General features: G+C 45.0%; 18 protein-coding genes and 2 tRNA genes. 10 read left to right on the top strand and 10 right to left on the bottom strand.

Translation table 11 applies throughout. The annotated features are described in order from the left end of the window. Positions 1-292 precede the first annotated feature (292 nt). The 3 genes from tkt to CUR83_RS10225 all read left to right on the top strand — a co-directional run bounded on the left by tkt (position 293) and on the right by CUR83_RS10225 (position 4,619). Positions 293-2,290: a transketolase gene (gene tkt, locus CUR83_RS10235; RefSeq protein WP_284719592.1), complete on the top strand. Its 1,998-nt coding sequence runs from the start codon at positions 293-295 to the stop codon at positions 2,288-2,290. Positions 2,291-2,544: 254 nt separating this feature from the next. Next, complete coding sequence (locus tag CUR83_RS10230) at positions 2,545-3,627, top strand: RelA/SpoT domain-containing protein (protein ID WP_284719591.1); 1,083 nt, start codon at positions 2,545-2,547, stop codon at positions 3,625-3,627. Positions 3,628-3,638: 11 nt separating this feature from the next. Next, positions 3,639-4,619, top strand: a complete 981-nt coding sequence (locus CUR83_RS10225) for an NERD domain-containing protein (protein ID WP_284719590.1) — start codon at positions 3,639-3,641, stop codon at positions 4,617-4,619. Positions 4,620-4,679: 60 nt separating this feature from the next. Here CUR83_RS10225 and CUR83_RS10220 read toward each other — a convergent pair whose 3' ends face one another. The 7 genes from CUR83_RS10220 to exaC all read right to left on the bottom strand — a co-directional run bounded on the left by CUR83_RS10220 (position 4,680) and on the right by exaC (position 13,069). Next, entirely contained in the window at positions 4,680-5,603 is a 924-nt protein-coding gene (locus CUR83_RS10220) for a peptide ABC transporter ATP-binding protein (RefSeq protein ID WP_284719589.1), read from the bottom strand. After that, a complete protein-coding gene (locus CUR83_RS10215) occupies positions 5,600-6,673 on the bottom strand; it encodes an ABC transporter ATP-binding protein (RefSeq protein WP_284719588.1) in 1,074 nt (357 codons plus the stop codon). The genes CUR83_RS10220 and CUR83_RS10215 overlap by 4 nt, the downstream gene beginning before the upstream one ends. Before the next feature lies 1 nt (position 6,674). Further along, the gene (locus CUR83_RS10210; protein ID WP_058023779.1) at positions 6,675-7,589 is read right to left on the bottom strand and encodes an ABC transporter permease; all 915 of its coding nucleotides are present in this window, start codon (positions 7,587-7,589) and stop codon (positions 6,675-6,677) included. A gap of 225 nt (positions 7,590-7,814) precedes the next feature. Next, positions 7,815-9,122 carry an ABC transporter substrate-binding protein gene (locus CUR83_RS10205; protein ID WP_284719587.1) on the bottom strand — a complete coding sequence of 436 codons (1,308 nt, stop codon included), beginning with the start codon at positions 9,120-9,122 and terminating at the stop codon, positions 7,815-7,817. 624 nt (positions 9,123-9,746) lie between these two features. Beyond that, the gene (locus CUR83_RS10200; RefSeq protein ID WP_058023776.1) at positions 9,747-10,073 is read right to left on the bottom strand and encodes a DUF779 domain-containing protein; all 327 of its coding nucleotides are present in this window, start codon (positions 10,071-10,073) and stop codon (positions 9,747-9,749) included. Positions 10,074-10,276: 203 nt separating this feature from the next. Then, a complete protein-coding gene (gene adhP, locus CUR83_RS10195) occupies positions 10,277-11,305 on the bottom strand; it encodes an alcohol dehydrogenase AdhP (RefSeq protein WP_252962589.1) in 1,029 nt (342 codons plus the stop codon). A 237-nt stretch (positions 11,306-11,542) separates the two neighbouring features. Next, the gene (gene exaC / locus CUR83_RS10190; RefSeq protein ID WP_284719586.1) at positions 11,543-13,069 is read right to left on the bottom strand and encodes an acetaldehyde dehydrogenase ExaC; all 1,527 of its coding nucleotides are present in this window, start codon (positions 13,067-13,069) and stop codon (positions 11,543-11,545) included. A gap of 328 nt (positions 13,070-13,397) precedes the next feature. On the opposite strand from exaC, the gene CUR83_RS10185 reads away from it, so the two are divergent. From CUR83_RS10185 to CUR83_RS10175, 3 genes are all read left to right on the top strand, one after another. Continuing rightward, on the top strand, positions 13,398-15,335 hold the full coding sequence (locus tag CUR83_RS10185) for an AAA family ATPase (RefSeq protein WP_284719585.1): 1,938 nt from the start codon (positions 13,398-13,400) through the stop codon (positions 15,333-15,335). 144 nt (positions 15,336-15,479) lie between these two features. Continuing rightward, on the top strand, positions 15,480-16,628 hold the full coding sequence (locus CUR83_RS10180; protein WP_284719584.1) for a type I glyceraldehyde-3-phosphate dehydrogenase: 1,149 nt from the start codon (positions 15,480-15,482) through the stop codon (positions 16,626-16,628). A 92-nt stretch (positions 16,629-16,720) separates the two neighbouring features. Next, positions 16,721-16,811 (top strand) — tRNA-Ser (locus tag CUR83_RS10175). Positions 16,812-16,926: 115 nt separating this feature from the next. Here the strand turns inward: CUR83_RS10175 and CUR83_RS10170 are convergent. From CUR83_RS10170 to CUR83_RS10160, 3 genes are all read right to left on the bottom strand, one after another. Further along, positions 16,927-17,658 carry a hypothetical protein gene (locus tag CUR83_RS10170; protein WP_223333170.1) on the bottom strand — a complete coding sequence of 244 codons (732 nt, stop codon included), beginning with the start codon at positions 17,656-17,658 and terminating at the stop codon, positions 16,927-16,929. 352 nt (positions 17,659-18,010) lie between these two features. Next, entirely contained in the window at positions 18,011-18,343 is a 333-nt protein-coding gene (locus CUR83_RS10165; RefSeq protein ID WP_223333169.1) for a CopG family transcriptional regulator, read from the bottom strand. 190 nt (positions 18,344-18,533) lie between these two features. After that, a tRNA-Asn gene (locus CUR83_RS10160) sits at positions 18,534-18,609 on the bottom strand. Between the two features lie 492 nt (positions 18,610-19,101). Between CUR83_RS10160 and CUR83_RS10155 the strand changes: the two genes are divergently transcribed. The 4 genes from CUR83_RS10155 (at position 19,102) to betA (ending at position 23,455) form a co-directional block, all read left to right on the top strand. Next, positions 19,102-19,446, top strand: a complete 345-nt coding sequence (locus CUR83_RS10155; protein ID WP_075107501.1) for a DMT family transporter — start codon at positions 19,102-19,104, stop codon at positions 19,444-19,446. 1 nt (position 19,447) lies between these two features. Then, the gene (locus tag CUR83_RS10150) at positions 19,448-20,041 is read left to right on the top strand and encodes a TetR/AcrR family transcriptional regulator (RefSeq protein ID WP_284719583.1); all 594 of its coding nucleotides are present in this window, start codon (positions 19,448-19,450) and stop codon (positions 20,039-20,041) included. 106 nt (positions 20,042-20,147) lie between these two features. After that, on the top strand, positions 20,148-21,650 hold the full coding sequence (betB, locus tag CUR83_RS10145; protein ID WP_284719582.1) for a betaine-aldehyde dehydrogenase: 1,503 nt from the start codon (positions 20,148-20,150) through the stop codon (positions 21,648-21,650). Between the two features lie 104 nt (positions 21,651-21,754). Beyond that, complete coding sequence (gene betA / locus CUR83_RS10140; protein ID WP_284719581.1) at positions 21,755-23,455, top strand: choline dehydrogenase; 1,701 nt, start codon at positions 21,755-21,757, stop codon at positions 23,453-23,455. The last annotated feature ends 138 nt before the right edge of the window (positions 23,456-23,593 follow it).

The raw sequence follows: 23,593 nt of genomic DNA, 5'->3' as shown, positions 1-23,593 counted from the left end.
AAGTAATGAGCTGCTTGTCACTTAGGTCACTTAGGTCACTTGCAGCTTGTTACTGATAGCTTAAATTAAAATCTATGACTGTCTATCGTTTAACAAAACTGATGTGAGTCATTGCTAAATAGAAACGGTATTGTCACCGCATTTTTGGCTAGGCTTATAGCAAATATGTTAATATTGCATTTTTATTTTATAGCCTATCCACTGAGGACGCACGCCGCGTTTTTGGTGGATTATCCTCTGAGTAAACTCTCCTCTTATCTTTATACGACTCATTCGAATATTAGGACACTCTATGCCAGCTCCAATTAGCGAACGTAAACTAGCCAATGCCATCCGTGTACTGTCGTTTGACGCGGTTCAAAAAGCCAACTCTGGACATCCGGGTGCGCCAATGGGTATGGCTGATATTGCCGAAGTTTTGTGGCGCAAATTTTTGAAGCACAATCCAGCTGATCCTAATTGGCACAACCGTGACCGCTTTGTACTGTCAAACGGTCATGGCTCGATGCTTATTTATTCATTGCTACATTTATCAGGTTATGATGTCAGCGTTGATGACCTAAAAGGCTTTCGTCAGCTGCATTCAAAAACCCCAGGTCACCCTGAGTATGGCTATACCCCTGGTGTTGAGACGACGACTGGTCCACTAGGACAAGGTATTGCTAATGCCGTTGGTTTTGCGATTGCAGAAAAAACCCTAGCCGCACAGTTCAACCGCGACGGTCATAATATCGTTGATCATCATACCTATGCGTTCTTAGGCGATGGCTGCTTGATGGAAGGCATCAGTCATGAAGTGTGCTCGCTCGCTGGCACATTAGGTCTTGGCAAATTGGTATTCTTCTATGATGACAATGGCATCTCAATCGATGGTAATGTTGAAGGTTGGTTCACTGATGATACCGAAGCTCGCTTTGAGTCGTACGGCTGGCAAGTGATCAAAGTCGATGGTCATGATACTGATGCCATTACGCAGGCAACTGAGCAAGCAATTGCAGAAACTGCTAAGCCAAGCCTAATTATTTGCAAAACGACTATCGGTGCTGGTAGCCCGAACAAACAAGGCCTTGCGGCCAGTCATGGCGCGCCACTTGGTGATGATGAAATTGCCTTGACTCGTGATGCGCTGTCTTGGAAACATGCCCCATTTGAGCTAGACGATGAAATCTATGAAGCGTGGGATGCCAAAGCCAAAGGCGATGTGCAGCAAAAGAACTGGGATGCTGACTTTGCAGCGTATAAAAAAGCCTATCCAGAGCTTGCCGCAGAATTGTCACGCCGTCTAAATGGTGAGTTGCCTGCTGACTTTGCTAGCCAAGCGCAAGCGTACATTCAGCAAACGCAAGAAGCGGGCGGTGATGTTGCTAGTCGTAAAGCCAGCCAAAACGCGATCAATGCTTTGCAGCCATTATTGCCAGAACTACTAGGCGGCTCAGCAGATTTAGCGGGCTCAAACCTCACGTTATTCAAAGGCGCTAAAGGCATCGAGAAAGACAGCGATGGCAACTACATCTATTATGGCGTACGTGAGTTCGGTATGACCGCGATTGCCAATGGTATTGCATTGCATGGCGGCTTTATCCCTTACGTAGCGACGTTCCTGATGTTTATGGAATACGCACGTAATGCGGTACGCATGGGCGCACTGATGAAGCAGCGCGTCATCCATGTCTATACCCATGACTCTATCGGTCTGGGTGAAGATGGCCCGACGCATCAGCCAGTTGAGCAATTGACTAGCCTACGTACCACGCCAAACCTACGTACATGGCGTCCTTGTGATGCGACCGAATCGGCTAGTGCTTGGGTAGAAGCAATCAAATCAGAAAGCAATCCATCAGCATTGATCTTTAGCCGTCAAAGCTTGCCACATCAAGCGCGCGATGAGAGCCAAGTCGCGAACATCGCCAAAGGCGGTTATGTACTGGCGAAAGAGCAAGGCGAGCTACAGGCTATCATCATCGCCACTGGTTCAGAAGTTGGTCTTGCGATGCAAGCGCACAAGACGCTTAGCGAAAATGGCATTGGTGTGCGTGTGGTCTCTATGCCATGTGCCGAAATCTTTATGGAGCAAGACGCTGATTATCGCGAGTCAGTATTGCCTGCCACCATCCGCGCCCGCGTCGCAGTAGAAGCGGCGCACGTAGACTACTGGTATAAGTTTGTCGGTCTCGATGGCAAAGTCATCGGGATGACCACTTATGGCGAATCTGCACCTGCAAGTGACTTGTATAAAGAGTTTGGTATTACGACTGACGCTGTGGTTGAAGCGGTGAATAGTTTGGTGTAATAGACCTGACTTAATTAGTGTTTAAGAAAAAGCTATCAGAGAAATCTGGTGGCTTTTTTATGGTTGAACTTTCATTTTTGAAGCTGCTTCTTAGAAAATTAGCTTTGTTGGGTATACTATCGTTGGTGTTATAAGTTGTGATAATCTGAAATAAATAGATCTTCTAAAACTTAAAGTTTATATTGTGAAGTATAAGTATGAACTTAAATATTATGATGGATCTTATAATATTAAGTTTCAATGGAGAGTTGTAAATGAAAGATAGTATACCAAGCAAAAAACAGGTTAAAAAGGCTGGAGAAGCCTTAGCTAATAGTAACTCATCCACATCAGAATATAAAAAGGCAATGCAAGTTCTTTCTATATGGCGTTCTTTACATACTACTCCATTAAATACCTTTCAGACAACTCTAAGGAGAAAAGTTAAAAGTCTAAATTTCTACTCACCAATTATTGCACAAAGATTGAAGCGAACACCGTCTATCATCTTGAAATTACAGCGTTTTCAAGATATGAATTTAGCACGAATGCAAGACATTGGAGGTTTACGCATTGTATTATCTACAGTAGGTGAAGTGTATCGTTTGCAAAAAAATATACTTGAAAAAAGTAGCCGATTTGATCATGATCTGAAAAAATTGAATGACTATATCCATGATCCAAAACCAGATGGTTATCGAGGATTACACCTTATATTTAGGTATAAAAGCGTTGTTCATCCACATCTGGATGGGTTGTTAATTGAGCTTCAAATTAGAACTAAGTTACAGCATTCTTGGGCAACCGCAGTTGAAACACTTGGTCTTATTGAGAAATCATCATTTAAAACAGGAGAGGGCGACACTGAGTTTAAAGATTTTTTCAAATTATGTAGCGCCTTATTCGCGCATTATGAGAAACAGCCAGTTTCGGAAGAGTTAAGGGGTTTTTCGGTCATAGAGCTTGCTAAAGAATTAAAAATATTAGAAGAAAAATTGAATATCTTCCAGAAGTTACAAGGAGTAGCAATCTCATCTCAGTATATCGGAACCAATAATAAAGTTACTGGAGACTGTGAATATTTTTTAGTTGAACTAAACCTTAGAGACGAAAATCCCCAAGTGAATATTACAGGTTTTAATAAAGAGATGAAAGATATGGCTGAAAGCCATTATCAAAGGAGAGAAATTACACTACGTGATGAACCTAAAGTTGATATCGTTCTAATATCAATGAGTAATGTAAAAGATATAGAGAAAGCATATCCGAATTATTTTTTGGATACGGAATTGTTTATTGAGAATCTACAGAAAATTTGTAGTACAGCTCTTATGGGTATAGCACAAAATAAAAATTAGAGTAAAAAACTATGTCCCTAAAATCCACCTTTAAAGGTTTCCTCGGTGAAACCGTCATCAACGTCGCCATGTGGCTCAAGCTTGAAAAAGACGTTTATCATCGGCTAAACAATGTCACTTTGCCATTAGCCAATGGCGGCAGTACACAAATCGATCACGTCATCGTTTCTGTATACGGCATCTTTGTGATTGAAACCAAAAACTATAAAGGTTGGATATACGGTAGCGAGAAGCAAAAGCAGTGGACACAAGTTTTCCAAAATGGAAGTAAATTCAAATTCCAAAATCCATTGCGCCAGAACTACTTGCACATTAAGACGCTCGCAGATTTATTAGGCTTGGAGCTGAGCTACTTCCATTCGATGATTGCTTTTATCGGTGAGTGCGAGTTAAAAACCCGCGATGAATTGCCCGAACATGTATTGACGAGTGGAATGGTGTCGTATGTAAAGAAAAAGCAAGATAAGCTACTCACTGAAGATGAGGTTTCATCTATCGTTGAGCAGATTAATAGCAATAGATTTAGTAAGTCTTGGCGCACCAATCGGCAGCATAAAGCCTATCTAAAAGACAAGCATAGCAACCCAAGTAAGAATACTGAGAATCCTACACCTGAGTCTATAATAAAAGAAACTGTAAGAAGAACTCCTCTAAAAAGTAGAGAAGTGCATCGATGGTCTGGTCAAACTGAGGTTGAATCTACCGCATTACCAATTGATAGTCTAAATGCTCAGCAAATAATCAAACCGCATGATATGGCTGATAAGGTTTTTCTTACGCCATTTGAGATTGTAGAATCTGAGCCAAAAGTGAATGAACCTGCGATACTTAAAGTGACAGACCATGACGCTAATATCGATCAAGCGCCAACCTGCCCAAGATGTAATGGCGAGATGGTCAAACGCGTGGCAAAAAATGGCGCACGCCAAGGACAGTCCTTTTTTGGGTGCGCGCAGTTTCCTAAATGTCGCGGCGTAGTAAATATTGATTAACTACTAGTCACATTACCCGTATATCTCTTCCAAACGCAGACAAGCCACCAGCCGACCATCCTATTCGCGCAGTTGTGGCTCGATTTCGCTGCACTGCGAGGTCGCATATGGACAGCGTTTATGTAGAGCGCACCCGCTTGGCGGATTAAGCGGGCTTGGTAGCTCACCTTGTAGCGTCAAATCTTTCTTTTGGCCATTTACTGTGGGTGCAGCCGCCAGTAATGCGATGGTATACGGATGTTTTGGCGCATTATAGATCGCTTCTTTGGGCCCGTGCTCGACGGCTTGACCTAAATACATCACCATCACGTCGTCAGCGACATGACGTACGACTGACAAGTTGTGCGAGATAAAGACGTAGGCAGTACGATACTCATCCTGCAAATCCATAAACAGATTTAAGACTTGCGCTTGAATCGACACATCAAGTGCAGAGGTCGGCTCATCAGCGACGACGATTTTAGGATTGAGCATCATCGCACGGGCGAGGGCAATCCGCTGGCGCTGACCCCCTGAAAACATATGTGGAAAACGCCCAGCATGTTCAGGACGTAGGCCGACATTTCTCATCATCTCATTGATTTTGTCACGCTTTTCTTCTTTAGACAGGTTGGTATGAATATCCAAAGGCTCTGTCAGTTGGTAGGCGATAGTATGACGCGGATTCAAGCTACCATAAGGGTTTTGGAAGACCATTTGAATTTCGGTACGTAAGTCTTTGAGCGCCTTTCTACTATAGCCAGTGGTGGCTTCGTCGTTGATAAAAAGCTCGCCCTGCGTCGGCTGCTCGATGAGTGTCAGCTGGCGGGCAAGGGTAGATTTGCCGCAGCCGGATTCACCGACGACTGCCAGTGTCTTACCTGCTTCAAGCTCGAATGAGATACCGTTCAAGGCTTTGACGTGCGCTTTTGGTTTACCCAATCCTTGCGATACTGGGTAATGCTTGTGTAAATTGTCTGCTTTTAAAACCACTTTATTATTCATATTTGTGACTCCAAAATAGCAGCGTGAGAGATGGGGGTGCGAGCAGTAGGATCGGCATGAATGCAGCGCACTTTGCCATTTGGTGTGTCCAAAATAGGCGGCGGCACGTCACAAGCAGGCTCTTTGTATGGGCAGCGAGGAGACAATAAGCAACCGCTTGGGCGATCATATTGGCTTGGTACGACCCCAGGCAAGCTGTTCAATCGATCTTGTCCGATAGCCAGCTCAGGAATGGCTTGTAAAAGCGCCTCTGTGTAAGGATGTGCAGGATGTTGAAAAACCTCTGGCACGGTACTGGTTTCAACCACTTGTCCAGCATACATGACCGCGACATCACGCGAGTTTTGTGCAACAAGGCCCAAATCATGGGTAATCAGTACCATTGCCATCTGTTTTTCGCGTTGCAATCGACCGAGCAAATCCATGATCTGCGCTTGTACGGTGACATCAAGTGCGGTCGTTGGCTCGTCTGCGATGAGCAGTTTTGGTTCACACGCAAGCGCCATCGCAATCATAACGCGCTGGCTCATACCGCCTGAGAGCTGATGTGGATACACTTTGAGTCGGTTTTTGGCGTCAGGCATTTCGACCAACTCTAACAGCTCTAATATGCGTGCCTGTACTGCTGCACCGCGTAAGCCCAAATGCTTACGCAGCACTTCACCTAACTGCATCTCAACGGTAAAGCTTGGATTGAGGCAAGACATCGCGTTTTGAAAGATCATGGAGATGTCTTTGCCAATGATGCCGCGTTTTTCTTTGGCAGGCATACTGATCATATCTTTATTATCAAACATCACTCGCTTGGCACGGACGGTGGCAGACGGCGGCAATAGTCCCATTAGCGCCATCATAGTGACCGACTTACCTGAGCCGGATTCACCAATGACAGCGATGACTTCACCTTGTGTGATTTTTAAAGACACATCATCGACAGCACGAAAGGCACGCTTTCCTTGACCAAAAGTGACCGACAGATTTTCGATGTCCAATAACAGCGGCGCGTCTGTTGTTGATGCACCATTCATAGAAGTATGAGCGGTAGGCGTTTTAATTAAAGTATCAGTCATCTTAGGTCACCTGCTTTAATTTGGGATCGAGCGCGTCACGCAGGCCATCACCCGTCAAGTTAATCGACAATGCAGCCAAGAAGATAGCGACACCTGGCCAAATAGCGAGCCAAACGTTACTTTGAATGTATTGACGAGCCGTACCGAGCATCGCGCCCCATTCAGCATCAGGTGGCTGTACCCCAAAGCCTAAGAAACCAATCGCACCCGCTTCTAAAATAGCAGAGGAAAAAATCATCGTTGCTTGTACGATGAGCGGTGCCATGCAGTTGGGTAGAATCGTGATAAATAATAAACGCAGCACACCAGCACCCATCACCTGCGAAGCGATAAAGTACTCACGTTGCAACTCCACCATCGCGGTGGCGCGAGTCAGACGAATAAAAGGCGGCGTACAGACCAGTGCAATCGTAATAATCGTATTGGTCATAGAGGGCCCTAAGATAGCGGCAATGATGATCGCTAGTAGTAAGCTGGGGTATGACATCAAAATATCATTGACCAGCATGACCGCTTTGCCCCAAACTTTGGGCCAAAAGGCAGCACTAAGTCCTAAAGAGATGCCGACCAACATCGCAAGGGTCGTTGCGCTCAGACCGATAAATAAAGAGTAACGCGCGCCATACATCACCCGAGACAAGGTATCTCGTCCAGCATCATCCGTGCCTAGCCAAAACATCGCATCACCACCACTTAAAAAGGCTGGCGGCAGCTGCTCTTGACCCGTAAACAACTCGTAAGGATCATGGGGGGCAATTGCGGGCGCGAGTATGGCAACAATAACCATTAGCATGAGAATAATAAAACCCAACACCGCGCCCTTGTTTCGGCAAAAGGTCGATAAAAATAGTTGCCAAGACGATGGCGGAGTAGCAGCCATCAGATTGACATCAGAGGGGAGAACAGAAGGCTTCATGAGCAGTTCCTATAGTGGCTAGCGCAGTGACATTTTTTAGAATTTTGTTCCTAAAAAAGTACTAAGCATTGCTAAAACATCACTTCAGCGCCAATCATCACTATTTATAATATAAGTATTTATCAATGTGACATTGCAACAGTGCAACATTGTGACATTAAGAGGTATGTCGAATACGCGGATTGATCAGACCATACAAAATATCAATAAATAAACTGACCAAAATCAAGTTGCCGCGCGTTTTAGGTATTCGCCCCACTCATAAGTAACCAGTTTGGCATTGACGCCAATCTTCGCCCAATCTGCTTGGAGCATTTCAGCCATGAGTTTGGCATTAGGGTTATATGGACGTTGAACAGGCATGTACCATAAGTCGATGTTCATATTGTCCGCGCCAGCTTCTTTAATCAGCGCTTTTGCTTTTTCAACATCATAAGGTGCATCTTTTAAAGAGTCGTCGTAGCCCCACTGCGTAGGCGGCATTGGGTTGGTTGCCTTGAGACCTTCGCTTTGATAGACAGCATTGATGATCGCGTCTTTATTGATCGCCATATCCAATGCTTGACGTACTTTAAGATCACTTAGCTTTGGCTTTTCAACGTTGTAGCCCACATAACCGACGTTGAAACCTGGTTGATCAAGAACGGTGGCTTTACCAGATTTTTTGACCGATTCAATTTCGGCAGGCTTTGGATAAGCGGACACATGACATTCACCCGCTTGTACCTTTTGGGCGCGAACAGCTGAATCTTTAGTAATAACAAACACAAGGTTGTCGATGTAGATGTTGTCTTTGTCCCAATAGTCTGGGTTTTTGGTATAACGGATTTGCGCGTCTTTTTGATAGGACGTAAAGACGAAAGGCCCAGTACCAACAGGTTTGTTATTGATATCAGGCTCATTACCAGAGGCCATCAACTGATCTGCATATTCAGCAGAGTTGATATAAGCAAATGGCATCGCTAGGTTTTGTAAAAATGGGGCATTGACTTCGTTAAGCGTGACTTTGACAGTATAGTCGTCGACCTTTTCGATATTTGAGATGATATCAGGTAATCCCATGCCAACTGAATAGGGGAATTCTGCAGGGTAAGCTTTGTTAAATTCAAAGTCTGGGTTGGTGAGACGTTTTAATGTAAAAATCAGATCGTCTGCGTTGAAATCGCGACTTGGTGTGAAATAATCGGTTTTACCGAACTTGACGCCTTTTCGAAGATTAAAGGTATAGGTCTTACCATCTTCGCTAATATCCCAGCTTTCAGCGAGTCCTGGCTGAATTTCAGTCCCATCTCTTTTAAACTGTACCAAACCGTTATAGATAGGATAAGCACTCGCATCAAAATCGGTGCCGGCGGTGTACTGTGCGGGATCGAAACCAGCTGGGCTGCCTTCTGAACAATAAAGTAGGGTTTTAGCGGCTTTTGCATCTGAGCTGGCAGCAGACTCGTCAGTGGTTTTATTGTCGCCACTACAGGCGCTTACACCCAAGATAAGCGTGGCCAACAGCGTAAGTTTAAAGAGTGATTTTTGCATTATTACGTCGCATGTAATGATAGGTAGTTGCTTATAAATTGCTATGCCTGTCTGAGGAATTAGCAAACTTTCAACTGCTTTTGGTATATTTATTTTGAAGATATATTATTTACAAAAAGATACATATATAAAGTTGAGAAAGATTTAATTTATATAATGTAGAACATATCGTTATAAATAAGTCGTTTGAATATACTCTCATAAATAGCGATAATGCAAGAAATCTTTGAAATAATTTAATAAAAAAGACGATTTCTATTATTTTAGAGAGCTAATACAACCAAAAAAGGTAACTTTTACGAATTTCGACAGTAAAATTCATAATAAAAAGTTATTAGTATACATGTATATTAATAAATTAGTTACTTTTCGGATACAAATATTTTTATTGTTGTGATGATAGACAAGCGTATAAATGACAATGATTTTTAAAAATCAGTGGATTATTGAGCAGCTGCTGACTATTTGGTGCGGTAGCTATTAGATGCTGTGGTTATTAGGTGCTGCTATGATTTGTTTTTATTAAATCAGCCAGTTTTTCCCCAATATCATAGGACAAGCTAAGACTGTCATATGGGGTACATTATTTAAGATTAATGCTACCTAGTTTTGCGTCAAACGTCCTTATATCGTACAGATTTCTGAGCGTACGATAAAGCGTTTGCCTTCAGGGATTTCTAACGAAAAACTCGCACCGCGACCATTGACGACATCAATGGTCAAATCGGTATGCTGCCATAGATTGTATTGTGCGCGTCCCATATAAAATGGACAGCCAACAAGCTCACCAACCAGCACATCCTGACCGCCTACCTTAAACTCTCCTAATGGATAGCACATCGGCGAGCTACCATCACAGCAGCCACCTGACTGATGAAACATCAGCTTTCCATGCTTGGACTTTAGTAGCTCAATCAACGCCTTACACGACTCTGTTGCTGCCAGTTTCATATCGTACTCCTTCTTATGGCCCATCCATGGTTTATATAATTGCTCTCTAGTATCAGTATGCCACAGTCAAATCAAAAAGGTCGCATCATCTTCAGACACATCACAACTGGCATATGACTAAAAAGATACGACCTTCGGCTGATAATTGACAGTTGGAATAACTATGTAATAAGAAGCTTATAACACTGTCATTTTGCTATCCGTTATTGATTATAGTCGATGACGATACGACCTTCGATTTTGCCATTACGCATCCGCTCAAAAATATCATTGATGTTCTCAAGCGGCTCAGCTTTGACGGTCGCTTTGACTTTGCCAGCCGCTGCCATATCTAACGACTCTTGTAAGTCAAGACGTGTGCCAACGATAGAGCCGCGTATAGTGATACCATTGAGTACAGTATCAAAGATTGACACCGGGAAGTCGCCAGTGGGGAGCCCGTTACATACTAAAGTACCACCGCGACGTAACATGCTTAAGGCTTGATCAAAAGCTTTTGATGATACTGCAGTGACTAACACGCCATGAGCGCCACCGATTTTTTCTTGTAGCAACTCGCCTGGGTCTGTATTTTTGGCATTTACCGTCACTGTTGCCCCCAGCTTTTTGGCGAATTCAAGTTTTTCGTCATCAATATCAACAGCAGCAACATTGAGCCCCATGGCAATGGCATATTGTACAGCCATGTGACCAAGGCCGCCGATACCTGAAATAACAACCCAGTCGCCTGGCTTGGTGTCGGTCATTTTAAGTCCTTTATATACCGTGACGCCCGCACATAAAACAGGGGCAATCTCGATAGAGTCGACGCCTTCAGGGATGATACCGACATAGTCGGCATCTGCAAGGACGTATTCTGCAAAGCTACCGTTCACTGAGTAACCAGAGTTTTCTTGCTTTTTACATAAGGTTTCCCAGCCACCCAGACAATGCGTACAGTGACCACAAGCAGAATAGAGCCAGGGCACACCGACTCGGTCGCCTTCTTTGACGTGATGGACGTTGTCACCGACCGCCGTGATTACGCCAACACCTTCATGGCCTGGGATGAATGGCGGGTTTGGCTTAACAGGCCAGTCCCCCTCAACCGCATGTAAATCAGTATGACAGACGCCTGAGGCCTCCATTTTTACTAAAATCTGACCGGCACCTACGGTTGGGATGTCGACTTCTTCGATTTTTAAGTCTTGACCGAACTCATGTAATACAGCGGCTTTCATTTTGTTAGTCATGATAAGTTCTCTTTTATGGGTGATTGATAGATGTCGATATAAAAAGTTGTTGCGATGTTGCATTCAAAATATGCAAACACCTTATTTTGAACGCAAGACTGCTACAAATTTTTCCTGCTGTGCGCCTAAGCGCATTAGAGGATATAAAAATTCGTTTCAGTTTTTTTATTTAGATCGTTGTAGCGAGCGGGCTATGTAACACTTGTGATAACCCGCTCCATGATTAGAAATGATGGTTTAGAAGAAGCCCATTTTTTTAGGGCTGTACGACACCAGCATGTTTTTGGTTTGCTGATAATGGTCGAGCATCATTAAGTGGTTTTCGCGTCCAATACCGGATTGCTTATAACCGCCGAATGCAGAATGCGCAGGGTAGATGTGATAGCAGTTGGTCCATACGCGTCCAGCTTGAATACCACGTCCGAAGCGGTAAGCTTTGTGTACGCTACGTGTCCATACGCCCGCGCCTAAACCATACAAGGTGTCATTGGCAATCTGCATGGCTTCGTCATCGTCTTTAAAAGTAGTCACGGCAAGGACAGGTCCAAAGATCTCTTCTTGGAACACGCGCATATCGTTGGTGCCTTCAAAGATCGTTGGTTTGACGTAGTAACCGTCGGTCAAATCGCCATCGTGCTTAGCCTGTTCGCCGCCGACGAGCACTTTTGCGCCTTCTTTTTTACCGATATCAAGATAAGATAGGATTTTCTCTAATTGATCTGAGCTGGCTTGCGCGCCAATCATGGTGTCGGTATCTAATGGGTTACCCATCTTGATGGCTTCAACGCGGGCGATACAGCGTTTGATGAATTCATCATAGATGCTCTCATGAACGAGTGCCCGCGATGGACAGGTGCAGATTTCACCTTGGTTCAGTGCAAACATCACTAGACCTTCGACAGCTTTGTCCAAGAAGTCATCGTCCTCATCCATAACATCGGCAAAGAAGATGTTAGGGCTTTTGCCACCAAGCTCTAACGTCACTGGAATGATGTTTTCGCTCGCGTACTGCATAATGAGGCGGCCAGTGGTAGTCTCACCTGTAAAGGCAACTTTATTGATACGAGGGTTTGAGGCAAGTGGTTTACCCGCTTCGACACCAAAGCCATTGACGACGTTTAGCACGCCTTTTGGCAAGATATCGGCAATGCCAATGGTCTCTAGCATAAATAGGATAGAGGCGGGGGTTTGCTCGGCAGGTTTTAGGACAATGCAGTTACCAGCAGCAAGGGCAGGTGCTAGCTTCCATACGGCCATTAGGATAGGAAAGTTCCAAGGAATGATTTGACCGACGACACCAAGTGGCTCATGAAAATGATAAGCCACAGTGTCTTCGTCAATCTGACTGATACCGCCTTCTTGTGCGCGAATGGCGCTGGCAAAATAACGGAAGTGATCAATGGCTAGAGGGATGTCGGCTGCGAGTGTCTCACGAACAGGCTTGCCGTTTTCGTAACATTCGGCAATCGCAATCGCTTCTAGGTTGGCTTCCATGCTGTCAGCTATTTTGAGTAACAAGTTGGCACGTTCAGTAACACTGGTTTTGCCCCATGCGTCTTTGGCAGCATGCGCCGCGTCTAGGGCTTTTTCGATATCGGCTTCTTTTGAGCGGGCGACTTGGCAAATAGTTTTACCATCGATGGGGCTTGTGTTATCAAAATACTCTCCATCGATAGGAGCGGTCCACTCACCATTAATAAAGTTATCGTATTTTTCGCGGAATTGGACCGGACTGTTTTCAGTGTTGGGATAAGCGTATAACATCAACCACTCCTTGTTGTGTATGATGGTTATTTAAAATATGACTATTTAGATATAGCCATTTTAGAGATAGCCATTGAAAAATAAATCCTTGGTCTTCCTAACCAATTTATTATTCTATCGTACTGAACTTTTGTACAGAACGATAATGATTTTTTATAATGATATAATATGTATCACAAAACTTTCGGTTATACGATATAGGGCGGTTAAAGTGCTTTGTAAAGTGAGTGCAGCTGTTATAATTAAATGGCAGTGCCGCACACTTGAGTGCGATGCAATGCGGTATTTTTACTTCCTATTTTCTTTTATTACTTATTGGTTTGGGTCTATGCGTCAATCTTCTGCTCTTGATATTCTAAAAACAGGTCAAAACGTCTTTTTGACTGGCTCAGCAGGTTCAGGTAAGACTTATACGCTCAATCAATACATTGATTATCTGCGCGCTCGCCGTGTACCGGTTGCAGTCACAGCCAGTACCGGTATCGCTGCCACCCACATGAACGGTACGACGATTCATAGTTGGTCGGGTATTGGTATCAAAGATGAGCTGAGCGACCGAGATTTGACCAATTTATCTCGTAAGCAGTTTTTGGCAGACAGATTAAAAGACACGGCAGTACTGGTCATTGATGAGATATCGATGCTACATGCCAAGCAGCTCAACTTGGTTAGCCAAGTGCTCAAGCATATTCGCAAAAACGACAAAGCTTTTGGTGGCATCCAAGTCGTCGTCGCAGGAGATTTTTTTCAGTTGCCACCGATTGGTAGTAAAGGCGAGAGCAATCGTGAAAAGTTCGCCTTTATGTCTGAGGCGTGGCTCGATGCCAAATTTCATATTTGCTATCTGTCAGAGCAGCATCGACAGGTTAGCGAAGCGGCAAATGGCGGCTTAGACTTAGATGATATTCTCAACCAAATCCGTCGTCAGGAAGTGACCTTTGAGGCGATTGCCGCTTTAGAGAATACTTACGATCAAAGCGTCGATATCAAGCGTACTCGCCTGTACACGCATAATCTCAATGTCAATAAGATTAATGACAAGGAGCTGGCACTGTTAGACGGTGAGATGATGCGTTTTGAAGCCACAACCACGGGCGATAGTAAGCTGGTTGAAACCTTAAAAAAGACCGTACGTACTCAAGACGAGTTGGTTCTAAAGGTGGGCGCCAAGGTCATGTTTATCAAAAACAATGCCGAGCTTGGGGTGTCCAACGGGACGATGGGTGAGCTGATTGGTTTTGCTGCGGTCAAAATAGAGGATAAGGAAAGTAGTGACGCGTTAATCGGAGACGATAGCAGCGATGACATTGATGAGGAAGCTGCTGGCGAAAAAACGGCAAAAGCTAAGAAGTCCGCTGCTAAAAAAGACAAAGAAAAGCCAAAGTCGAAGAAACCAACGACCCAGAAAATGCCTGTCGTGCGGCTTAATTCAGGACGAGAAGTCATCGCTGAGCCTGAAGAATGGATCATCGAAGATGAGACGGGTGAGGTGCTGGCAAGTTACTTACAAGTACCGCTGTGTCTGGCATGGGCGATCACCATTCACAAGTCGCAAGGCATGACCCTCGATGCCGCTGAGATTGATTTATCGCGTACCTTTGAGTTGGGACAAGGTTATGTGGCCTTATCACGTCTCAAATCGCTGGCAGGATTGCAGCTACTGGGTATGAATGACATGAGCTTGCAACTTGATCCACTGGCACGCGGCGCAGACAAGCGGTTTTTAGTCCTGTCTGAAGAGGCTGATGCCAACTATGCGATGCTGGATGAAGAAAGTATGCAGCAGGCGCATGAGAAGTTTGTTTTAAAGTCAGGTGGTACGCTCAGTCAATCCGTGATTGACGCCTATGCCGCGCTGCAAAAAAAGCGTCGCGAACAGCAACAAGCGCAAATCGATAAAAAACAGAAATTAGGCAATCAAGTCTCTGACAAATCAGAGAGCACTTTGCTTGCAACCAGAATGCTATTAGAAGAGAGCTTGACTATTGCGGAAATCTCGCAAGCGCGTCAACTATCACAGTCCACCATCATGCGCCACATCGGCGAGCTAAAATCACAAGATCCAAGCCTTGCCTGCGATCATCTACGTCCAGAGGATGAGGTCATGACAGCGGTTGGCAACGCTTATGTCGCCATCAAAGTTGCCAATAATCCAAACGACTTCAATGATGATGGCAGTATCAAACTGCGTCCGATATTCGATCATCTCAAGCAAAGCATTGACTACAACACCATTCGTTTGGCATTGATTTTTATCACGCCATAGTTTGTTATGACAAGATAGTTTGTTACGACAAGATAGATTTTACGACACTGTCGGTTTTTTGAACAAAAAATATTGAACCGACTGTTAGAGCGCGTCTAAAGCGACAACGCCCATTCTTTATATCCCTTTATAGCGATATCTTTTATGCCTGATTTTTCTAGCGCCACTTATCAATTGACCTCTGACCCGATAGCGGCGACCTATCGTACCACTGGTGAGCACTCACAGCCATTGAGAGTGGCTATTAATGGTTTTGGTCGTATCGGGCGCAATGTACTGCGCGCCTTGCTAGAGCGCTTTGAAGTATTAGGACGTGCAATCCATGTCGTCGCGATTAATGACTTGGCACCAGCAGATATTTTGTTGCATTTATTAAAATTTGATAGCACGCATGGTCGCTTAAGCCGCTTGGGGGTCAGTGCTGATATTATCGAGAGCGGGTCCGATAATGAGCATAAAACTCAGCTCTGTCTCACCAAAAACACTCTGACCTATTGCATCAATATGCTCTCAGAACCCAATCCACAAAACCTACCTTGGCAGTCGCTAGGGGTCGATGTGGTACTAGAGTGCACGGGTCACTTTCGCTCATATGAGCAAGCGATGCTGCACATCCATGCAGGCGCACAGCAGGTGATCATCGGTGCAGCGCCATTCGATGATGTGGATGCTTGTATCGTTATGGGGGTCAATACAGATGCGCTCATGCTTGATTTACCGATTATCTCCAGCGTTTCTTGTACCACGCAGGCACTGGTGCCACTGATTGACACATTGGATAAAGCGTTCGGCGTCAAGTCCGCTATGATGACAGAAATTCATGCGGTTACCGCCGATCAGACGGTGCTCGATCAAGCGCATCGAGATCCCAGACGGGCGCGTGCTTCTGGCTACAATATTATCCCAACGACCTCGAGTAGTATTGCTGCGACGGAGCGGGTATTGCCAGCGATGGCGGGCAAAATAAATGGACATTCAATACGGGTGCCCACCATCGATGTGGCAGCGATTGATGTGACCTTTGTATTTGATACGCCAGAGGTCAGCGTTGATGCTATCCGTGACGCCCTTCAATCTGCCAGTCAGACGCATTTATGTGACATCATGGCTTATATGGATGAGCCGTTGGTCTCTAGTGATTTTATTCATCAAACTGAGTCGCTTATCATAGATGGTCAGCAGCTCATGCAGGTAGGCGAGCAGTACAAGGTTTTTGCGTGGTACGATAATGAATGGGGTTATGCCAACAGACTGCTCGATATGTGCCTGCATCTGGCCTCAAGCAAGCGATAAACCAGTGATTCAAAGGTATTCGCAAATTAATTGAATTTTTTTAGATTAGGGGCTTGCATTATAAAAGGATATCTATATAATGATGCACCAATGGAGACGTGGCAGAGCGGTTGAATGCACCGGTCTTGAAAACCGGCAAGGGTTCATAGCCCTTCGAGAGTTCGAATCTCTCCGTCTCCGCCAAATGCTAAAAAGCCCCAATCAGTAATGATTGGGGCTTTTTTTTATGGTGTATTTTATGAATGCTGGCCGACAGGCTCTATAAATCTCATAAAAGATCAAATGATGCGCAGTCCCACTATTTAGCTAATGAATTGCCAAACTCAATGCTTTGATCATCTGCCAATATAAGTGTGCCTTCTTTAATCTCGATCGTCATATCCTTCGTGTTTTTAATGGCGCGCATGACATTGATGTCTTCAATACTACTCTCGATAATGATCTTGCCAGATTGTTCTGGCTCGATGGCTGGATCAAATTGTATGAGAGGAACATTGAAGTCTTTGCCTTGTTTCAGGTTGGCGTCTTTCATAGTTAGTGTGCCTTGAAAACTTTGTATTGCAACGTCTCCATGGTTGGATAGCATAAACTGCATTTTGACTTGGTTTAAGCTATCGCTATCACTGGTCTTAATCGGTAGGAGAGCGACAGGATACGTCTGTGCCGTCGCATTTGCTGTTTGACCTTTCACAATAGGACTTTTCTTGCCTGTTGGATTATTAGGATGCAGACGCTCGTACTCACGCTGTTGTATGAGGGCCTGCTTGATAGTGGTGCGCGGCATGGCGCCCGATTCATACGCATCGCTAAGCTTCATGCGTAGCATATATCGACTGAGTAGCTGCTGATCGTCGGCAGGTAATTGCTCAAAAGTCTGTCCCAGTTTTTTTTGCCATTGATCAGAGTCAGTCGGTATGGTTTTTTGGTCTGGATCCGTTTGCGGCGACGAGCAACCCGGTGCTATCGCTAGCATGGCGACTGCCATAGTCAGACACAACGTTTTATAAAAATGCTGCTGTAACCCCATCATCGTACCTCTCCTTATACATTTTCATCCTCATATTGAAATTGAGGATGCACCCCAATCATTGCGACTATTTTCTTAATATACCTTGTTTGGGAACAGGTTTTGTTTAGTTATCGCTAACCACAGTCGCAAACGTACGATAAGGTCAAAGAGTAAATGCGTGTCGGTATGAGGTAAAAAAGAGTCCAGAGAGCAAGGCTAATCTATAAATTGCAATCTCACCTTTATCATAGCCACAAAAAAGACCAAGCTTGCGTGAGCAGACTTGGTCTTTTTGATAAAAATAGGGACAACGTCTTAGAGTCTCAGTCAATCTCAGCCAGATCGTTATGATTAATACGACTGATGAAGGATATTATTGATCGTTGTCTTGCAATTCAGATAAAGAGTGAGAGATATTGTTGTTATGGGTCACAACGATTGCCTCATCGATGATGCGCTGGCTCACACCGCGCTTACGTAACGTCTCAATAAATACTTCGTCATGAGCGAGCGTATAATCTTGATGGTCACGATCGAGTCCTTGACGAATATAAAGACGGATAAGCCCTTGGATGCGCTTAAAACCCAATTCTGAGCTGGTTGTTTCTAATAGGGCAATCATTTCTTCAGACAACCGAATACTGATCGGGCGCATGATTTTTTGCGGATGATCAGAGAACTTATTTTTTACACGTGCAGGTATCATAATAAACCATTATTTTTAGTGAGTAGGGGTAAAACACTCAAACAAAAACGAACCCAATCAAAACTAATCTTACCATACAACAAAAATGCCAAAAAGAACACCGCTGCCATGTGAATATTATGAGCAGTCAATATGAAAACGGCAACAATAAAAAAACCTTCATCAAATAGTGATGAAGGTTTTTCGTATATGGCTCTCCAACCTGGGCTCGAACCAGGGACACACGGATTAACAGTCCGTTGCTCTACCAACTGAGCTATTGGAGAATAAGCTGTCATAACTGCAAGTGTTTCAAGCTTTATAAAACAGTCATTACTTGGCTTGTTCGCGTTATGTGGGGCACATTTTAGCCAAGTCGTTAAAGGCTGTCAACCTTATTCTGAGATAAATTATAAATATTATCGCAATTATTATAAATAGGCGTTTATCCCTTATCAGATAGGACGTTTCAGCGCCTCTGCTCGCTCAGTAGGGGCGTAAATAGGCCGATTTGCTCACAATGATACGTACGCTTATAAAAATAAAAGACGTTACGTAGAAGAATGCGCAAAAAGCGCACGCGAGTATTTAGATCGTAAGACAAAGCAGGTAATAAAAACAGTTCTATCTTGAAATAAAAGCCATTACGACATGCTTTGACACAATAAAGTTGCAGGACAGCCCTTCACATTGGTAACAGAACTCTATAAAATACCGACCATGTGGTTTCTTTGCTATGTTTTATTAGCAGTTGCTTAAATAAAGGCGGTGCGCAAAAGATGAGTTCTACGACGATTGCCTACGGTTACCTAACCATTGCCATTATATGTGAGGTGGTAGGGACGACATTTTTGGTGAAATCAGAGCAGTTTACCCGTTTAGGGCCAACGCTGATGATGGGGGCGCTGTATGCGCTCTCATTTTATTTATTGGCACAGACACTCAAGGTGATACCGCTAGGCATTGCTTATGCGTTATGGGGCGGGTTGGGCATTGTGCTCACATCGCTTGCAGGTTTGGTGCTATTTAAGCAAACCCTTGATACGGCAGCAGTGGTTGGCATTGCCATGATCGTTGGCGGTGTCGTTGTAATGAATTTATTGTCTAATTCTGTGGTGCATTGATATGAGTGTAGAAATAGAAAATCCTTATAAGCGTAAAAAACAGCCAGAAGTGGTTCGCCGTGCTCTGCTCGATCAAGCAGCACGGATCACGCTTGAGCAAGGGCTATCTAAAGTGACGTTTCAGGCAGTCGCTGATGCGGCAGGCGTGACAAAGGGCGGTGTGATGCATCATTTTGCAACAAAAAATGCCCTTGTGCTTGAAGTGTTCGATGATGCAATGGCGAAATTTGAGGCAGAAGTCGAGGCCGCTATGGCAAAAGATCCTGTGAGTCATGGCGCTTTTACCCGTGCTTATATCGATGCCACCATCAGTCTGGGCGAAAAAGCGCAAGAAGAATACGACAACCAAGCCACCTTATATGTATTGATGCTAGGTGATAGTGAGCTACGTGAGCTGTGGGCCCAATGGGCCAACACGCAGTTGGAAAAACATGCCGCCACTGACGATACTGAAACCCTATGTATGGCTCGTCTGGTCGCTGATGGAATTTGGCTCTCCGACTTTTCAGGTATCAACATATCAGATAAAAAATCGCTACATGATCGATTGATAAAAATGACGCAACCTGACTTTGACAATCGTTCGGGTCAATAAATATCCGGATTGCTAACCATCCAACTTTAGAATTTTAACAATGACGATATGATTTGGTAAAACGGCGTTTTATTGCCGCTTTTATCAATCCTCTCAAGGAGTATTTATGACAGATATCAACAATTTGACAGACATTATCGATTTAGAACAAGTGCAAACTGCCTATATTAATGGTCGCTACTTAGCGGTCGATGACACGCTCGCCACTTTTGAAGACATCAATCCAGCGACAGGTGAAGTGCTGGCAACCATTCAGCAAACGAGCAATGAGCAGATTGATGATGCGGTCAAAGCGGCTCATAAAGGTCAAAAAATCTGGGCGGCAATGACCACCGTTGAGCGTGGCCGTATTTTGTCAAAGGCAGTTGCGATATTGCGCGAGCGTAATGATGTACTGGCATTGCTTGAAACCAAAGACACCGGCAAAGCGCTGTCTGAGACTAAGTATGTCGATATCGTCACGGGTGCTGATGTGGTTGAGTACTATGCAGGACTTGCGCCCATGATTGAAGGTCGTCAGATTCCACTGCGTGACACGAGCTTTGTCTATACTCGCCGCGAGCCGCTGGGTGTGGTCGCAGGTATTGGCGCATGGAACTATCCGATTCAGATTGCGATGTGGAAAGCCGCGCCTGCATTGGCTGCTGGTAATGCGATGATCTTTAAACCATCAGAAGTCACGCCGTTGACTGCCTTAAAACTGGCAGAAATCCTGACAGAAGCGGGACTGCCAGATGGTGTGTTCAATGTCGTGCAAGGCAACTATGAAGTGGGCCAAGCACTGACCAATCATCCAGATATCGCCAAGGTATCATTCACTGGTGGTGTGCCGACGGGTAAAAAGGTCATGTCGAGCGCGGCAAGCTCATCGCTAAAAGATGTGACCTTAGAGCTTGGCGGTAAGTCACCATTGATCATATTTGATGATGCTGATATTGATACCGCGGCTGATATCGCTATGATGGCGAATTTTTATAGTACCGGTCAGGTATGTACCAACGGCACGAGAGTATTTGTCCCAAAAGCGCTACAAGCCAAGTTTGAGCAAGCCATCTTAACGCGTGTTAATCGTATCAAACTGGGTGATCCAATGGACGAGAACATCAACATGGGTCCATTGGTCAGCTTCCCGCATATGGAGCGCGTACTTGGCTATATCGAGCAAGGGAAAGAGAGCGGCGCGCGTCTGCTAACGGGCGGCGCACGCGTCACAACAGACGCATTGGCTAATGGTGCTTTTGTTGAGCCGACCGTATTTACAGATTGTAGCGACGATATGACCATCGTCCGTGAGGAAATCTTTGGTCCAGTCATGTCAATATTGACTTATGAGAGCGAAGAAGAAGTCATCCGCCGCGCCAATGACACCGATTATGGCTTAGCAGCTGGAGTGGTGACGACTGATTTAAAGCGTGCGCATCGCGTCATTGCTCAGATCGAAGCGGGTATTTGCTGGTTGAACACGTGGGGTGAGTCAGCGGCACAGATGCCAGTGGGTGGCTACAAGCACTCAGGCGTTGGCCGTGAAAATGGTATCGAGGCGCTTGAGCATTATACTCAGACCAAATCTATCCAAGTAGAGTTGGGTGCGTTTGAATCGGTCTTTTAATGATTGGTATTGAGAAAGTGAGCGCAGTTTGGGCCTGATGACGCTGTGCATTTGACCTTGCTGCTACCAAGTGTTTTATATTTTTCCATATTATGGAGCATGTTATGACATCAACCACCCCTGAATATGACTACATCATTGTCGGTGCAGGCTCAGCAGGTAATGTGCTGGCCACGCGTCTGACCGAAGACGCCGATATCAACGTGTTATTACTAGAGGCAGGTCGTCCAGATTATCGATTGGATTTTCGTACCCAAATGCCAGCGGCGCTTGCAATGCCGCTGCAAGGGGCGACCTATAACTGGGGCTACAAAACCGATCCTGAGCCATATATGAACAACCGTGTCATGGACTGTGGCCGCGGTAAAGGGCTTGGTGGCTCATCGCTTATCAACGGTATGTGCTATATACGTGGCAATGCGCTCGATTTTGACGACTGGGCCAAAATCAAGGGCTTAGAAGACTGGACGTATCTCGACTGCTTGCCGTACTTTAAAAAGTCAGAAAACCGCGATGTTGGCGAAAACGACTATCATGGCGTCGGTGGTCCTGTCGAGATGACCACCTCAAAACCAGGGGTGAATCCACTGTTTCAAGCTATGATTGAAGCTGGGGTACAAGCAGGCTATCCGCGTACCGAAGATTTGAACGGCTATCAGCAAGAAGGTTTTGGTCCGATGGATCGTTTCGTGACGCCTAATGGTCGCCGCGCATCAACGGCTCGAGGCTATCTAGATCGTGCCAAGCCGCGTGACAATATCACGATTTTGACAGGGGCGCTCACCGATGTGATCTTATTTGATGGTAAGCGCGCGGTCGGCGTTAAAGTTGAGCATCAAGGTCAAACCAAAAAATTCTATGCCGCTCGTGAAGTGATCGTCTCATCGGGTGCTATCGCTTCGCCGCAATTATTGCAGCGCTCTGGTATTGGCCCTGGTCAGTGGCTCAAAGACTTGGGTATTAATGAGGTTTTAGAGTTGCCGGGTGTCGGTAATAATCTACAAGACCATTTAGAGCTGTATATGCAGTATGAATGTAAACTGCCCGTGTCGATTGCCCCTGCCAATAAATGGTGGAATAAACCTGCTATTGGAGCTGAGTGGTTGTTTAATGGTACTGGTCTTGGCGCGTCCAATCAGTTCGAGGGTGGCGGCTTTATCCGTACCGATGAGAAATTTACGCACCCCAATATCCAGTATCACTTCTTGCCATTAGCGGTGCGTTACGATGGTCGTAGTGCGGTGAAATCGCACAGCTTCCAAGCGCATGTGGGCTCACTACGATCACCGAGTCGTGGCCGCGTCAAGCTGACATCAAAAGACCCAAATGCGCATCCAAGCATTTTATTTAACTATATGTCACATGAGCAAGATTGGCAGGAGTTCCGCGCGGCGATGCGTATCACGCGTGAGATTATGCATCAACCTGCGCTGGACCCTTATCGCGGTGCTGCCATCTCACCCACCGAAGACTTGGTGACCGATCAGCAGCTAGATGACTATGTGCGCGAGCATGGCGAAACGGCTTACCATCCCTCATGTACCTGTGCGATGGGCGAAGATAATGATTCGGTCGTCAATGGTCAAGGGCTGGTACATGGTATTGATGGCTTGCGAGTCGTCGATGCATCTATCATGCCAAATATCATTAGTGGTAATCTCAACGCCACCACCATCATGCTGGCCGAAAAAATCGTTGATAAAATGAAAGGCGTACAATTGCCGCGCTCTACGGCAGATTATTATGTGGCCAATGGAGCGCCGCTACGCGCTGAGCCAATGCGCGATTATCTCTCAACGGTGTAAATGACAAGTCAGCATAAAATATGCTGCTAAATAAAGAACGATATCAGATAACTCCAAAATAATGGCCTTTCAACGTAAAGGCCTTTTTTATCAGCGTCAATATATGAGCGCAATGTATGTCATATATTGGTGCTATTT

The sequence above is a fragment of the Psychrobacter pocilloporae genome (assembly GCF_029872915.1).
GTDB classification, from domain to species: domain Bacteria; phylum Pseudomonadota; class Gammaproteobacteria; order Pseudomonadales; family Moraxellaceae; genus Psychrobacter; species Psychrobacter pacificensis.
Note: the sequence above shows the minus strand (reverse complement) of the source record. Positions and strands in the feature narration are given on the sequence as shown.

What these genes read in the sequence shown, in the direction of transcription:
- adhP (WP_252962589.1), bottom strand. Translation starts at nt 11,305, where the DNA reads ATGACTAACAAAATGAAAGCCGCTGTATTACATGAGTTCGGTCAAGAC.
- CUR83_RS10150 (WP_284719583.1), top strand. Translation starts at nt 19,448, where the DNA reads ATGAGTGTAGAAATAGAAAATCCTTATAAGCGTAAAAAACAGCCAGAA.
- CUR83_RS10200 (WP_058023776.1), bottom strand. Translation starts at nt 10,073, where the DNA reads ATGAAACTGGCAGCAACAGAGTCGTGTAAGGCGTTGATTGAGCTACTA.
- CUR83_RS10230 (WP_284719591.1), top strand. Translation starts at nt 2,545, where the DNA reads ATGAAAGATAGTATACCAAGCAAAAAACAGGTTAAAAAGGCTGGAGAA.
- CUR83_RS10170 (WP_223333170.1), bottom strand. Translation starts at nt 17,658, where the DNA reads ATGATGGGGTTACAGCAGCATTTTTATAAAACGTTGTGTCTGACTATG.
- CUR83_RS10155 (WP_075107501.1), top strand. Translation starts at nt 19,102, where the DNA reads ATGAGTTCTACGACGATTGCCTACGGTTACCTAACCATTGCCATTATA.
- CUR83_RS10165 (WP_223333169.1), bottom strand. Translation starts at nt 18,343, where the DNA reads ATGATACCTGCACGTGTAAAAAATAAGTTCTCTGATCATCCGCAAAAA.
- CUR83_RS10210 (WP_058023779.1), bottom strand. Translation starts at nt 7,589, where the DNA reads ATGAAGCCTTCTGTTCTCCCCTCTGATGTCAATCTGATGGCTGCTACT.
- tkt (WP_284719592.1), top strand. Translation starts at nt 293, where the DNA reads ATGCCAGCTCCAATTAGCGAACGTAAACTAGCCAATGCCATCCGTGTA.
- exaC (WP_284719586.1), bottom strand. Translation starts at nt 13,069, where the DNA reads ATGTTATACGCTTATCCCAACACTGAAAACAGTCCGGTCCAATTCCGC.
- betB (WP_284719582.1), top strand. Translation starts at nt 20,148, where the DNA reads ATGACAGATATCAACAATTTGACAGACATTATCGATTTAGAACAAGTG.
- CUR83_RS10225 (WP_284719590.1), top strand. Translation starts at nt 3,639, where the DNA reads ATGTCCCTAAAATCCACCTTTAAAGGTTTCCTCGGTGAAACCGTCATC.
- CUR83_RS10215 (WP_284719588.1), bottom strand. Translation starts at nt 6,673, where the DNA reads ATGACTGATACTTTAATTAAAACGCCTACCGCTCATACTTCTATGAAT.
- CUR83_RS10185 (WP_284719585.1), top strand. Translation starts at nt 13,398, where the DNA reads ATGCGTCAATCTTCTGCTCTTGATATTCTAAAAACAGGTCAAAACGTC.
- CUR83_RS10180 (WP_284719584.1), top strand. Translation starts at nt 15,480, where the DNA reads ATGCCTGATTTTTCTAGCGCCACTTATCAATTGACCTCTGACCCGATA.
- CUR83_RS10205 (WP_284719587.1), bottom strand. Translation starts at nt 9,122, where the DNA reads ATGCAAAAATCACTCTTTAAACTTACGCTGTTGGCCACGCTTATCTTG.
- betA (WP_284719581.1), top strand. Translation starts at nt 21,755, where the DNA reads ATGACATCAACCACCCCTGAATATGACTACATCATTGTCGGTGCAGGC.
- CUR83_RS10220 (WP_284719589.1), bottom strand. Translation starts at nt 5,603, where the DNA reads ATGAATAATAAAGTGGTTTTAAAAGCAGACAATTTACACAAGCATTAC.